This is a genomic window from Micromonospora zamorensis (assembly GCF_900090275.1).
In the GTDB taxonomy this organism is placed as follows: Bacteria; Actinomycetota; Actinomycetes; order Mycobacteriales; family Micromonosporaceae; genus Micromonospora; species Micromonospora zamorensis.
The window spans coordinates 1,090,870-1,103,347 of record NZ_LT607755.1 but is presented as its reverse complement, the minus strand read 5'-3'; the positions used below and the strand labels follow the sequence as shown (position 1 = coordinate 1,103,347).

At 71.0% G+C, this 12,478-nt stretch carries 12 protein-coding genes; 3 read left to right on the top strand and 9 right to left on the bottom strand.

Annotated elements, in window-relative coordinates; translation table 11 throughout:
• The first annotated feature begins 43 nt into the window (after window positions 1-43).
• A complete protein-coding gene (locus tag GA0070619_RS04990) occupies window positions 44-475 on the top strand; it encodes an SsgA family sporulation/cell division regulator (protein WP_007457244.1) in 432 nt (143 codons plus the stop codon).
• A 118-nt stretch (window positions 476-593) separates the two neighbouring features.
• On the opposite strand, the gene GA0070619_RS04985 is transcribed toward GA0070619_RS04990, so the two are convergent.
• Window positions 594-1,370, bottom strand: coding sequence for a glucose 1-dehydrogenase (locus GA0070619_RS04985; protein WP_088951561.1), 777 nt, complete (start codon window positions 1,368-1,370; stop codon window positions 594-596).
• A gap of 204 nt (window positions 1,371-1,574) precedes the next feature.
• On the opposite strand from GA0070619_RS04985, the gene GA0070619_RS04980 reads away from it, so the two are divergent.
• Window positions 1,575-2,555, top strand: a complete 981-nt coding sequence (locus tag GA0070619_RS04980; RefSeq protein ID WP_088946968.1) for a helix-turn-helix transcriptional regulator — start codon at window positions 1,575-1,577, stop codon at window positions 2,553-2,555.
• Between the two features lie 7 nt (window positions 2,556-2,562).
• Entirely contained in the window at window positions 2,563-3,018 is a 456-nt protein-coding gene (locus GA0070619_RS04975; RefSeq protein ID WP_030333674.1) for an RrF2 family transcriptional regulator, read from the top strand.
• A gap of 77 nt (window positions 3,019-3,095) precedes the next feature.
• Here the strand turns inward: GA0070619_RS04975 and GA0070619_RS04970 are convergent, their stop codons facing one another.
• From GA0070619_RS04970 to GA0070619_RS04935, 8 genes are all read right to left on the bottom strand, one after another.
• Window positions 3,096-4,061, bottom strand: a complete 966-nt coding sequence (locus GA0070619_RS04970; protein WP_088946967.1) for an acetylxylan esterase — start codon at window positions 4,059-4,061, stop codon at window positions 3,096-3,098.
• A gap of 97 nt (window positions 4,062-4,158) precedes the next feature.
• Window positions 4,159-4,839, bottom strand: a complete 681-nt coding sequence (locus tag GA0070619_RS04965; protein ID WP_088946966.1) for an N-acetylmannosamine-6-phosphate 2-epimerase — start codon at window positions 4,837-4,839, stop codon at window positions 4,159-4,161.
• The gene (locus GA0070619_RS04960) at window positions 4,836-5,783 is read right to left on the bottom strand and encodes an ROK family protein (RefSeq protein WP_088946965.1); all 948 of its coding nucleotides are present in this window, start codon (window positions 5,781-5,783) and stop codon (window positions 4,836-4,838) included. Before GA0070619_RS04960 ends, GA0070619_RS04965 begins: the two co-directional genes overlap by 4 nt.
• 2 nt (window positions 5,784-5,785) lie before the next feature.
• Window positions 5,786-6,724: a dihydrodipicolinate synthase family protein gene (locus tag GA0070619_RS04955; protein WP_088946964.1), complete on the bottom strand. Its 939-nt coding sequence runs from the start codon at window positions 6,722-6,724 to the stop codon at window positions 5,786-5,788.
• Window positions 6,721-7,794, bottom strand: coding sequence for an oligopeptide/dipeptide ABC transporter ATP-binding protein (locus GA0070619_RS04950; RefSeq protein WP_088946963.1), 1,074 nt, complete (start codon window positions 7,792-7,794; stop codon window positions 6,721-6,723). Before GA0070619_RS04950 ends, GA0070619_RS04955 begins: the two co-directional genes overlap by 4 nt.
• The gene (locus GA0070619_RS04945) at window positions 7,791-9,749 is read right to left on the bottom strand and encodes a dipeptide/oligopeptide/nickel ABC transporter permease/ATP-binding protein (protein WP_088946962.1); all 1,959 of its coding nucleotides are present in this window, start codon (window positions 9,747-9,749) and stop codon (window positions 7,791-7,793) included. The genes GA0070619_RS04950 and GA0070619_RS04945 overlap by 4 nt, the downstream gene beginning before the upstream one ends.
• Entirely contained in the window at window positions 9,749-10,705 is a 957-nt protein-coding gene (locus GA0070619_RS04940; RefSeq protein ID WP_088946961.1) for an ABC transporter permease, read from the bottom strand. Before GA0070619_RS04940 ends, GA0070619_RS04945 begins: the two co-directional genes overlap by 1 nt.
• A gap of 102 nt (window positions 10,706-10,807) precedes the next feature.
• Entirely contained in the window at window positions 10,808-12,433 is a 1,626-nt protein-coding gene (locus tag GA0070619_RS04935; RefSeq protein ID WP_088946960.1) for an ABC transporter substrate-binding protein, read from the bottom strand.
• Window positions 12,434-12,478 lie beyond the last annotated feature (45 nt).

Here is a 12,478-nt window from a genome sequence, read left to right as displayed (position 1 = left end):
CGGGACACGCGCGTTCCGCAGCGGTGCCGGGGGGAGAACGTCCATGAGTGTCATCCGACCGACGACCGTAGAGGTCGAGACGTCGCTAAGGCTCGTCGCACCTGACGCCACCGCCTTGCCGGTGCGTGCCAGTCTGCGTTACGACCCTGCTGACCCGTATGCGGTCCATGTCCTGTTCCACGCCGAATCTGCCGGCGGCGAGGCGGTGAGCTGGTCCTTTGCCCGCGAACTGCTGGTCACCGGCCTGGACGAGCCAGCCGGCATCGGGGATGTGCGGGTCTGGCCCTGGGCCACACCGCGCGGTGACTTCGTCGCGCTGGCCCTCTCGTCACCGGACGGCAACGCCCTCTTCGAGGTGCCGCGCAGCGTCCTGGTGCGTTTCCTTCGACGGACGTACGTCGTCGTCCCGCGCGGCCGCGAGGCCGAGCACCTGGACGTCGACACGGCGGTGAACCGGCTGCTCGCCGGTCGCTGAGCACCGCCCGAACGGGCAACACCGGCCACACCGGGGCCGCGCGGATCTGCCGAGTCCGCGCGGCCCCGGCACACACCCGAAGGTGTACGCGGGCAGACCGACCCGGGTCAGCCGGTGCTCAGCCGTGCGTGGTGATGCCGCCGTCGACGGGGATGACCGCGCCGGTGAGGTACGCGCCGGCGCGCGACGACAGGTAGATGGCGGTGCCGGCCATGTCATCGGGGCGGCCAATGCGGCCCAGCGGCACCTGCTGCTCGATGGCGGCCCGGCTCTCCGGGTCGTCCAGTGCGAACGCCATCATCTTGCTCTCGAACGGGCCGGGCGCGATCGCGTTGACGGTGATCTGCTCGCTGGCCAGTTGGTGGGCCAGGCTGCGGGTGAGCATGTGCACTGCCGCCTTCGTGGCCGAGTACGCGTACACCTCCATCCACGGCACCCGGATGCCGTCGATCGACCCGATGTTGATCACGCGGGCCGGGTCGTCGGCGCTGGCGGCGGCGCGTAGCGCCGGCAGCAGCGCGGTGGTGAGCCGGAAGACGGCCTTGACGTTGACCGCCCAGAGCTTGTCGAACGCCGCCTCCGGGTAGCCCTCCAGCGGCGCGCCCCAGGTGGCGCCGGCGTTGTTGACCAGCACGTCGAGGCGACCGAAGCGCTCGCGTACGGCGGTGGCCAGCGCCTCGGCGCCGCTGTCGTCGCCCAGGTCGGCGGGGATGGCCTCGCAGCGGCCCTCGGCGGAGAGTTCCTTGGCGACCGCCTCACAGACGTCCGCCTTGCGGGACGAGATGATCACATGGGCACCGGCCCGGACGAACCCCTGGGCGATCATCAGACCGATCCCCCGCGAACCGCCGGTGACCAGGACCGTCTTGCCTTCAACCGAGAACAGCTGCGTCATGCCCATCCCATCGCGAGTCGGCGGAGGCCGCCGGCCGGGTAGGCGGCCGGCGGTGCGCCGGGCGGACCGCGGACCGGACGGCGCTACCGCCGGGTAACGTAGCCCGGCCACGACGATCGCGACAAGCCCGCATCGACGCGCCAACTTCGCTGCGCGCGTCGATCGGGATGCGGTGACCTGCGGTTCGGGCTACCGTCGCAGGCGATGGTCTCCACCGGTCCCTCCCCCGCGCCACCGATCGGAACGGCGTCACCCGTCCCCGACGAGATAGCCACGTTCGCGTTGGCCGACCTCTCCCCTGACCCGCGCTGGCGTCGGCCCGTGATCGTCGAGCGGGAGCTGCTGATCCTCACCACGCGTGGGCACGGCGACGCCGAACCCGACTTTCACCCGTTGCCCTGTCGGCCCGGCACGCTGCTGCGGGTCCGCGCCGGCCAGGTGCTGCGCTGCTCCGGTCCGCAGTTCGACGCGACAGTGGTCGCCTGGGACCCGGAGGCGCTGCGCGGCTTCGACGTCGACCTGGACACACCCGTGACCTGGCGACAGTTGGCCGGCGAGGACGAGGACGCGGTGATCACCGAGGTGAGCCAACTGGTGGTGGACTGCCAGCGGCACCCCGACACCGTCGCCGCCCGCGCGCTGCTCCGCCACCAACTGGCCGTGCTGCTGCTGCGGCTGGCCCTGGGCAGTGCCGACCGGTCGACGCCCCGCCCCGAGGACGAGACGTTCCACCGGTTCTGCCGGGAGGTGGAGCACAGCTACGCGCACACCCGCCGGGTGGAGGATTACGCGGCCGAGCTCCGCTGCTCGGTGCGGACCCTGACCCGGGCCTGCCTGGCCGTCACCGGTCGCAGCGCCAAGCAGGTCATCGACGAGCGGGTCGCGTTGCAGGCCGGCCGGCTCCTCGCCGCGACCGACCAGCCGATCGCCCAGATCGGCCGGCACCTCGGCTTCTCCGAGCCCACGAACTTCGGTCGCTTCTTCACCCGGGAGGTCGGCGTCAGCCCCGGTGCGTTCCGGGCCGCGCGGGACCAACCGGCCGCCCGGGTGATCCGGCCCCGGCCGCCGGCCGAGCCGACGGGCGCCAACGGCGGCGGTTTCCGCGCCGGCGGATCGGCCAACGGTTCTCACACCACGCGACCCGGGTCGCCCACCACACCGGCCAACGGCACCGGGCGGGCATGATGACACTGTGCAGATCTCCGCGCGCGGCGACTACGCGGTACGGGCAGCGCTGAGCCTCGCCACCGCGTACCCTTCGCTGCTGTCCACCCAGGCCATCGCCGCCGAGCAGGACATGCCTCGCAAGTTCCTGGAGGCGGTCCTGGCGGATCTGCGTCGGGCCGGCATCGTGCGCGCCCAGCGCGGCGCCGAGGGCGGCTACACGCTGGCCCGACCGCCGCGCGAGGTGACCGTCGGCGCGGTGCTGCGGGCCGTCGAGGGCCCGCTCGCCGGCGTACGCGGGCTGCGCCCCGAGGAGACCCGGTACGAGGGTTCGGCGGAGAACCTGCCCGGCCTGTGGGTGGCGGTGCGCGCCGCCGTGCGGCGGGTCGTCGACGAGGTGAGCCTCGCCGAGATCGTCAGCGGTCGGCTGCCCGCCCACGTCCGCAAGCTCACCGCGTTGCCCGACGCCTGGGAGCCGCGCTGACGCCAGGCGGCGGCCCTGTCCTCAACGCCTCGGCGCCTCAGCGCCTCAAGGCCTCAGCACCTCAAGGCCTCAGCACCTCAGCGGCCGAAGAGCTTGTGCAGCCAGGCGAGCTGTTCGAGCTGGTGGTGCGCCTCGCCACCTTCGTGGTCGTTGAACTCGTACACGCGCACCTCCTTGTCACCGCCGTAGCGGTGGTAAGCGGCGAAGCAGGTCGAGGGCGGGCAGATCTGGTCCATCATCGCGATGGAGAACAGCGCAGGCGCTGTCGCGCCGGGTGCGAGCACGGCCGCGTCGACGTACGACAACGTACGGAAAACCTGGCTGCTCTGACCCCGGTGAAGCGCGAGATATTCGGCGACCTCGCCGTAGGGGCCCTGACCGGCGACCTGGACGGCGCGCGGGAAGTCACACAGGAAGGGCACGTCGGGCATGGCGGCCGCCACCTCCGGGAACAGCGCAGCCACCGCCAGCGAGAGACCGCCACCCTGGCTGATGCCCGTGACGACGACCCGGTCGGGGTCGACGGCGGGATGCTCCCGGGCAGCCCGGGCGAACCGGACCGCGTCGGTGATCAGCCTGCGGTAGTAGAAGTCCTCCGGGCTGGTGACCCCCCGCGTGAGGAAACCGGGAACGGTGCCCGCCGGATAGCGGTGCGGGTCGGCGGTGTCGCCGGGCGCGGCACTCCAGCCCTGACCCCGGGTGTCCATGATGAGGTGCGCGAAGCCCGCCGAGGCCCAGAACAGTTTCTCGTGCGGCAGGCCACGACCACGGCCGTACCCGAGATACTCGACCACGCAGGGCAACGGCCCGGTGGCATTCGCCGGCAGATGCAGCCAGCCGTGCACCGGCTCGCCGCCGTAGCCGGCGACGGTGACCGACCAGGTGCGGATCTGGGTGAGACCGGTGTCGACGGGCTCGTACGTCGCCTCCACCGGTTCGTCGATGCGAAGTGTCCGCTCCCAGAAGGCGTCCAGGTCCTCCGGAACAGCCAGATCGGGTCGGTACGCCCAGCATTCGGCGAGGGTGAGATCGCTCAAAGCCACAGCTTGGCCTCCGTGACAGCAGGATTGTCAGTTGTCCGTGGGTGCCGACCGTCGCCCGCGACGCGGGACCGCGGTCCGCCGGCTCGTGCTCCGAGCGCTACCGGGCGTCCGCCATCGCCGACGCGAACCAGCCGGTGATGGTGCTGGGGTGGGTGATCGCGGTGCCCACCACCACCGCCCACGCCCCGGCCCGCAGCGCTTGCGCCGCCTGGGCCGGGGTGTGGATCCGACCCTCCGCGATCACCGGCACGTCGATCGCGGTGGCGAGCTGAGCAACCAGGTCCAGGTCGGGGCCGGGCTGCTTGCTGGTGTACGCGGTGTAGCCGGAAAGGGTGGTGCCGACCAGATCGGCGCCCGCCGCCGCGGCGGCGATGCCCTCGCCGAGGGTGGAGCAGTCGGCCATCACCAGAGCCCCGGTCAGTTCGTGGACGGCGGCGATGGTGTCACCGAGGGTTCGGCCGTCGGGCCGTGGCCGCGCGGTGCCGTCGAGCGCGACGACGTGTGCGCCCGCCCGTGCCACGGCCAGCGCGTGCTCCAGCGTGGGGGTGATGAAGACGTCGTCGTCGCCGTCCTTCCACAGCCCGATGAGCGGAAGGTCGACGGCCTCCCGGATGGCCGCGATGTCCGCCACACCCTGGGCGCGGATGCCGGCGGCACCGCCCTTGGCGGCGGCGAGGGCGACGCGGCGCATCGTGTCCGGGGTGCGCATCGGCTCACCGGGGTACGCCTGGCAGGAGACGACGAGGCGGTGGCGGAGATGCGCGATCAGCTTGTTCATTCGGTGCCCTCCCAGGCGAGTGACGCGGCGCCGAGCAGTGGGGCGTCCGATCCGAGGGTCGAGGCCAGCACGGGCACGTCGACCAGGCTGGGCAAAGTCTCCCGCCGCACGGCGTCCCGAAGTGCCTGCCACCAGAGGTCACCGAGGCCGGCGACCCCGCCGCCGATGACGACGGCAGCGGGATCGAGCATGTTGACCAGTCCGCCGACAGCCGAGCCCACGGCAGCCCCGCCCAGCAGGACCACCTCCCGGGCCGTCGCGTCGCCGTCGGCTGCGCGCGCGGCCACCGACCGCAGGTCGTCGACCGGTTGGCCGGTACGCCGCGCGTACTCCTGGGCGAGGCCGGGCCCGGAGGCGATCGCCTCCAGGTGTCCCTGCCCGCCGCAGGTGCAGGGCAACTGCCCGGCGTACGGCGACGGCTGGTGGCCGGCGTGCCCGGCCGCGGAGTGGGCGCCGGCCAGCACGGTGCCGTCGACAACGAACGAGGCACCGATGCCGGTGCCGACCGCGAGAAAGAGCGTCGTCTGATGGCCGGCGGCCACCCCGTGGCGCGTCTCGCCGAGGGCGTGCGCGTGCACGTCGTTGATCACCGCGACGGGCAGGTCCAGCAGCTCGCGCAGTCGTCGTCGCAGATCCGTGCCGGCCCAACCGGCCAGGGCGTCGGTGGCCGAGAGCACCAGGCCCGTCCGATGGTCGATCACTCCGGCACTACCGACTCCGACGGCACGGACGCGTGTCCCCGTCGCCCTCGCCCGCAACCGATCGACGAGATCGGCCGCGGTGTCGAGGATGGCGGTCGCCCCGGCCCGACCAGGGGTGGGGGCCGTGGCCCGGTGGACGACCTCGCCCTGTCTCGTGACGAGGGCGGCAGCCGTCTTGGTGCCCCCGATGTCGAGCGCGGCTACCGCCTCGTCGACGACCGGGGGCTTGCGCACCTTGGACATGGCTAGAGCAGCCCTGCCAGTTCCAGCTGGGCACGAACCCGCGCCGCTTCGTCGGCGTCGAGCGGCCGCATCGGCAGTGACACGGTGTTGCTGTCGATGACGCCGAGCAGGGCCAGGGCGGTCTTGAACGCGCCCACGCCCCGGGTCGCCCCCGCCGCCGTCGCCGGGTCGGCCGCGTCGACGATCCGGAACAACCGGGTCAGTCGGTCCTGCTCCACGCGGGCGGTGTCCCAGTCGCCGTTCACGCAAGCCCGGTGCAGTCGCACGTAGCCCGCCGGGTCCACGTTGGCCAGGCCGGGAACCGAGCCGGAGGCGCCCGCGAGCATCATCGCGTCGACCACCACCTCGTGCCCGGTCAACAGGCTGAAACCGGCGTCCGGCGCGCGTTCCGTGATCGCCAGCACCAGCTGACGGAAGGCGACGTCGTCGCCACTGGAGTCCTTGACACCCGCGAGGACGCCCTCCACCGCCAGCTGGCTCAACAGACCCGGGGAGAGCTTCGTGTGCACGCAGACGGGAATGTCGTACGCCAGCAGGGGAAGCTCGACCGACGCGGCGAGAGACCGGAAGTGACGCTCGACCTCGTACGGGCCGACGATGGCGTAGAAGGGTGCCGTGGCCACCAGGCCGTCGACGCCCAGGCGCGTCGACGCGTCGGCCCGGTCGAGGACCCGGCGCGTGGTGGGCTCGATGCAGCCGGCGATGACCGGTACGGCGCCCGCGACGGTCTTCACGACGACCTCGAGAGCCTGGTCCCGCTGGCTGTCGGTGAGGAAGACGGTCTCGCCGGAGCTACCGAGGGCGAAGATGCCGTCGACGCCTGCGCCGAGCATCCGCTCGATGAGCCGCTCCAGGGAGGCGACGTCGACCGCACCCTCCTCGGTCAATGGGGTGACGACCGGCGGCACGACTCCGGCGAACCGCGGGGCAGGGGTGGTCACGCTGTCTCCTCGAGATGTAGGGGGGTGGTGCGGCCGGTCGCTGCTCTGGCGAGCTCGACCAGCTCCGTGTTGCTGGATCCAGCGGGTACGGGGTGGTAACACCGGAACTCGTGGGAGCCGGCGCCGCCGTCGCCCGACCGGACCGGCGGCATCTCGATGGCGCAGCCGTCGGTCGCCTTCCAGCACCGGGTGCGGAACGGGCATCCGGTCGGCGGCTTGGTGGCGAGCGGGACGGGGCCGACGAGCGGGATGGGATCCAGGGGCGAGAGCAGACCCGGCGTGGCCGAGAAGAGCGCACGCGTGTACGGGTGCTGCGCGACCTCGGGAAGCCCGGCGGCGGGTGTCTGCTCCACGATCCGGCCGAGGTACATGGTGACCACGCGGTCACTGATCCGCTTGACCGTCTGGATGTCGTGCGAGACGAAGACCATGGCCAGGTTCAGCCGTTCCTTGAGGTCCAGGAGCAGGTTGAGGATCTGCGCCCGCACCGACACGTCGAGGGCGCTGGTGGGCTCGTCGGCGATGACCAGGCCCGGTTCCAGGGCGAGGGCACGCGCGATGGACACCCGCTGGCGTTGACCACCGGAGAGCTGGCTCGGCAGGACGTCGGCGACCGACCGGGGCAGCCCCACCAGGGCCATCAGCTCGTTGACCCGCTCCTCACGCTGCTTGCGGGTGCCACGGCGGTGCACGTCGAGCGGATCGCGCAGGATGTCGCGGACCGGCATGCGCCGGTTCAGCGACGTGGCCGGATCCTGGAAGATCATGCCGACGCCGGCGCCGATGTGCTGCCGTCGTTCCGACGCGTTCATCGACCAGACTTCCTTGCCGGCGAAGGCGACAGTGCCGCTCGTCGGCCGCTGGAGGCCCACCAGCACCTTGGCCATCGTGGACTTGCCGCAGCCGGACTCACCGACGACCCCGATGGTCTCGCCGGTACGCACGGTCAGGTCCGCGCCGGTGAGGGCGTACACCCGCTCGCGGCCGAACAGGCCGCCACCGCGGGTGCGGTGAACCACGTGCACGTCGCGTAGCTCGACGATCGAGTCGCGCGGGGATGTCGCACTCATCGGGCCAGCTCCTCTTCCCTGACGGTGACGGCCGGGTGGTGACAGGCGTACCGGTGGTTGGCGTCGCCCTCCAGGCGGGGCGTCTCCGTCCGGCAGACCTCGGTCGCCATGGGGCAGCGATCAGCGAACCGGCATCCCGCCGGGAAGTCGGCCGGCGACGGCACCACACCACGGATCTGGGTGAGCCGCTCCGCACCGGCCTCAAGGGAGAGGACGGAGCCGAGAAGACCCCGGGCGTAGTGGTGTGCCGGCGCACCGACCACGTCGGCGGTGACGCCGCTCTCGATGATCTGCCCGCCGTACATCACCACGACGCGGTCCGCGACGTCGCTGACCAGCGCCAGGTCGTGGCTGACCAGGATCAACGCGAAGCCCAGCTGGCCGCGCAGCCGCAGCAGCAGCTCCATGACCTGCGCCTGGACCGTGACGTCGAGCGCGGTGGTCGGCTCGTCGGCGATGATCAGGCGCGGGTCCCGGGACAGCGCCATGGCGATCACCACGCGCTGCCGCTGCCCGCCGGACAGCTCATGCGGGTACGCGGACAGGGTGCGCCGTGCGTCCAGGCCCACCAGGTCCATCAGCTCCTCGGCCGACCGGGTGCCGCCTCGGCTGATCATCTGGGCGAGCTGGGGGCCGACGCGCAGTGAGGGGTTCAACGCCGAGAGGGCGTCCTGGTAGACCATCGCGATCTCGCGGCCCATCAGGGCACGACGTCGTTTGGTGCTCATCGTCAGCAGGTCGGTGCCCGCGAAGCGGACCTCGCCTCGGACCCGGGCTCCCTGCGGCAGCAGGCCCATCACGGCGAGCGAGGTCAGGGACTTGCCCGAGCCGGACTCTCCCACCAGGCCCATCACCTCGCCGGGGCGGACGTCGAAGGTCAGGTCGTCGACGATGTCGACGCCACGGTGGCGCCCCTCGAACCCGATCGACAGGTTCCGGACCTCCAGGACGGGCTCACCCTCCGGGAGCGGACGGGCCCGCTCGCGCAGCCGCTGCGCCGCCTCGGCCAGGCCGGGCAGCTGCACCACCTCACCGGAGCCGGGCTGCGCCTCCTCCTGCGCGTCGCCGACCTTCGTCGCGGTGGCACGCCGCGCCGCCGGGGCGGCCCAGGCGTCGGACATCCCCTCGGAGAGCACGTTCAGGGCGAGCACGGTCAGCAGGATCAGCAGGCCGGGGAAGAACGTGGCCCACCAGCCACCGATCTGCACCATCTCCTTGCCGAAGGCGATCACCGAACCCCACGAGGAGGCCGCCTCCTGGGGCGCGAGCCCGCCACCGATGAAGGAGAGGGACGCCTCGAACACGATCGCGTCGGCCACCATGACGGTGACGAAGACGAGGATCGGGGCGGCGCAGTTGCGCAGGATGTGCCGCCAGAGGATGTGCGGCCGTCGGGCACCGATGATCCGTTCGGCCGCGACGTAGTCCTCCCGGTACTGCGAGAGCACGTTGGCGCGCACGATGCGCGCGATCGAGGGCACGAAGACGAACCCGATCGCGACCACGAGGACCACGAGGCTGTTCTTGCCGAAGGAGATGATCAGCAGGGCGGAGAGCACGATGGCGGGGAATGCCATGACGACGTCGAGGCACCGCATCACCACCTCGTCGATCGCGGGCCGGCTGGTTCCCGCCAGCGCGCCCAGAATCGCGCCGACCACCAGGGCGATGCCGGCGCTGCCGAAGCCCACGATCAACGAGCGGCGGGTGCCGGCGACCAGCCGTGAGAACACGTCGCGTCCGAGCTTGTCCAAGCCGAACCAGTAGTCGCCGTTCGGGCCGGTCAGCGCGGCACCAAGCCCGGCCTGCGCGGGGTCGTGCCGCAGGAGTAGCGGCGCGAAGATGCCCACCACGACGATGAGCAGGACGAAGCTCAGTGCGATCCGGGCCGTGATGCTGAGCCGTTTGAAGGCGATGCCGGGAGCCGACAGCCGGGCGGTGAGTGTTCGACGCATCAGTGGGCTCCGCGCAGTCGAGGGTTGGCGAAGAGGTAGAGGATGTCGACCACCAGGTTCACGACGACGAAGCAGATGGCGATCGTCAGCACGGTTCCCTGCGCGAGGGCGGTGTCGTTCTGCTGCACCGCGCTCATGATCTGGGTGCCCATGCCGGGCAGCGAGAAGATGGCCTCGATGACGACAGTGCCGCCCAGCAGGTAGCCGATCCGCAGGCCCAGCACGGTGAGCGGGTTGACGAGCGCGTTGCGCAGCACGTTGCGGCCGACCACCACGCGGGGCGGCAGGCCGGCGCCGATGGCGGTGCGCACGTAGTCCTTGTCGAGTTCCTCGACCATCGACGTCCGCACGATTCTGGCCAGTGAGCAGCCGACCGGGACGGCGAGAGCGAGCGCCGGCATGGCGAGCGACTGGAGCCAGAGCGAGAACGAGTCACCGGGGTTGACGTACCCGCCGGTCGGGAAGACGGGGCGGCGGACCGAGAACTCCTGGATGAGCAGGAGGGCCAGCCAGAACGACGGCATGGCGATACCGGCCATCGAGACGAACCGGATGACCTGGTCGGGCCAGCGATCGCGGTACAGCGCCGCGGGGATGCCGAGGGCCAACGCGATGATCAGCGCGCCGACGATGCCGAGGGCGGTCAGCTGGATCGTCAGCGGCAGCGCGGTGGCGATCTTGTCGGCGACCGGGACGGACGGCGGGAAGGTCATGCCCAGATCGCCCCGGAGCAGGTCGCCCAGGAAGTGCAGGTACCGCAGGGGCAGCGGGTCGTCGAGGCCGTTGGCGGCCTTGAACGCGGCCACCTGCGCGGCGGTTGCCTGGTCGCCGAGGACGGACAACGCGGGATCGATCGGGGAGAACTGCATGATCACGAAAACGAAGATCGTGATGCCCAGCACCAGGGGTATCAGGGTCAGGAGTCGTCGCGTGACCAGGCTCAGAACGCTCAGCATGGTGTCTTTCTTTCGTCGAGGGCCGCCGGGACGTCCCGCCCAGCCCAAGGGACAGGGCTGGGCGGGACGCTAGGGGCCGGGGTCCGGGCCCCCGAAGCGGGCTCAGCCCTTTCGGCTGCTGCCCAGGAAGTACAGGCCTGTGGTCGCCGCGCCCGAGAAGTCGCTGAGCTTCGCGGGGTCGTACGCGGTGACGACCTTGGTGTGCAGGATCGGGTACAGGGGGACCTCGTCGGCCACCTTGTCCAGAGCCTGCTTCCACAGGGCCTTGCGGGCCGCCTCGTCGGAGGTCTGCGCGGCCTTGTCGAGCAGGTCGGCCATGGCCTTGCGGTCGGTGGCGTTCCACCGGTAGCGCAGGCCCGGCCAGGTCTCGCCGTAGTAGAACCAGCGCATCAGCAGGTCGGTGTCGACGCCGAAGACGCTGGGGTCTCCGGTGGCCATCAGGACCCGGAAGGTGTCCTTCGGAACGATGTCACCGTAGATGGCCGAGGACGGCACGGTGTTGAGGGTGGCGGTGACGCCGATCTTCTTCCACTGCTCGATGACCAGCGGGGCGACATCCTTCACGGCGGAGTTGTCCGTGGTGTCGAGCTGGAACTTCAGGTTCGAGACGCCGGCCTCCTGGAGCAGGCTCTTGGCCTTTTCCAGGTTGTAGTCGTAGACGGTGGCGGCCTTCTGGTAGTCCTTGTTGCCCTCGTCCAGGTAGCTCGTCGCCGCCGTGCCGTAACCGTTGAGCGCGGTCTTGATGACCTCGTCCTTGTTGATCGCGTAGTGCAGGGCCTGGCGCACCCGCTTGTCGTTGAACGGCGCCGCCGACGAGTTGAACATGAGGAAGACCTGGTTGAAGGCCTGCTTCACGTCGACCGTGTACTTGTCCTTGAGCGAGTCGACGTTCAGGTAAGGCACCGACTCGATGGCCTGGACTCGGCCGCCCTGCAGGTCCGACACCCGCGCGGAGGCCTCGGAGGTGGTGTTCCAGGTCATCGTCTCGACCTTGGCCGGACGGGGCCCGCTGTAGTTCGGGTTCTTGCTGAGCTTGATACCCGACTCCTTGGACGCGCTGTCCATCTTGAAGGGGCCGGAGCCGATCGGTGCCGTGTCGAAGGCCTTCGACGCGTCCGCGTCCGCGGTCTTCGCCTTCGGCAGGATCTTGATGACGGCGATCCGCTCGGAGAACAGGGCGAACGGGTACTTCAGCTTGAACTCGGCGGTCGTCGCGTCCTTGGCGGTCACCGAGTCGATGAACGACACGAAGCCCTGCATCAGCGGCGGGGCCTTGGGGTCGGCCGGCTTGAGGACCCGGGTGAAGGACCAGGCGACGTCCTCGGCGGTGACCGGGGTGCCGTCGGAGAACTTCGCGCCGTCACGCACCGCCACGGTGTAGGTGAGCCCGTCGGCGCTGGCCACCGGGTCTTCCTTCGCGAGAGCACGGTAGGGTTCCCGCGTGACCGGGTCTAGATCGATCAGACCCTCGAAGATGTGCTGGTTGACCGCGGTCGCCACCGCCGACGAGGCGTTACCCGGGTCGAACCCGCTGGAGAGGGTGAACGCCAGGGTGGTCTCGATGGAGGTCTTCCCCCCGCCCCCCTCGACGGCGTTGGTCGAAGCCGGCCCGCCGCTGCACGCGACGAGTCCGAGAGCGAGGGTTGCCGCAGTGGACGCGACGGCCAGCGAGCGGAGCCGACGCGGGGGGACGCGCCAACTCCCCGATGGCTTAACGGTGGTGCTCACGTAGCTGCCTCCATAGGCTCTTCATGCGCTCGCGTGACGCTCGCG

Excerpts from the sequence above, each read along its gene's own strand:
- GA0070619_RS04990 (WP_007457244.1), top strand. The coding sequence starts at position 44 with ATGAGTGTCATCCGACCGACGACCGTAGAGGTCGAGACGTCGCTAAGG.
- GA0070619_RS04985 (WP_088951561.1), bottom strand. The coding sequence starts at position 1,370 with ATGACGCAGCTGTTCTCGGTTGAAGGCAAGACGGTCCTGGTCACCGGC.
- GA0070619_RS04980 (WP_088946968.1), top strand. The coding sequence starts at position 1,575 with ATGGTCTCCACCGGTCCCTCCCCCGCGCCACCGATCGGAACGGCGTCA.
- GA0070619_RS04965 (WP_088946966.1), bottom strand. The coding sequence starts at position 4,839 with ATGAACAAGCTGATCGCGCATCTCCGCCACCGCCTCGTCGTCTCCTGC.
- GA0070619_RS04960 (WP_088946965.1), bottom strand. The coding sequence starts at position 5,783 with ATGTCCAAGGTGCGCAAGCCCCCGGTCGTCGACGAGGCGGTAGCCGCG.
- GA0070619_RS04950 (WP_088946963.1), bottom strand. The coding sequence starts at position 7,794 with ATGAGTGCGACATCCCCGCGCGACTCGATCGTCGAGCTACGCGACGTG.
- GA0070619_RS04945 (WP_088946962.1), bottom strand. The coding sequence starts at position 9,749 with ATGCGTCGAACACTCACCGCCCGGCTGTCGGCTCCCGGCATCGCCTTC.
- GA0070619_RS04940 (WP_088946961.1), bottom strand. The coding sequence starts at position 10,705 with ATGCTGAGCGTTCTGAGCCTGGTCACGCGACGACTCCTGACCCTGATA.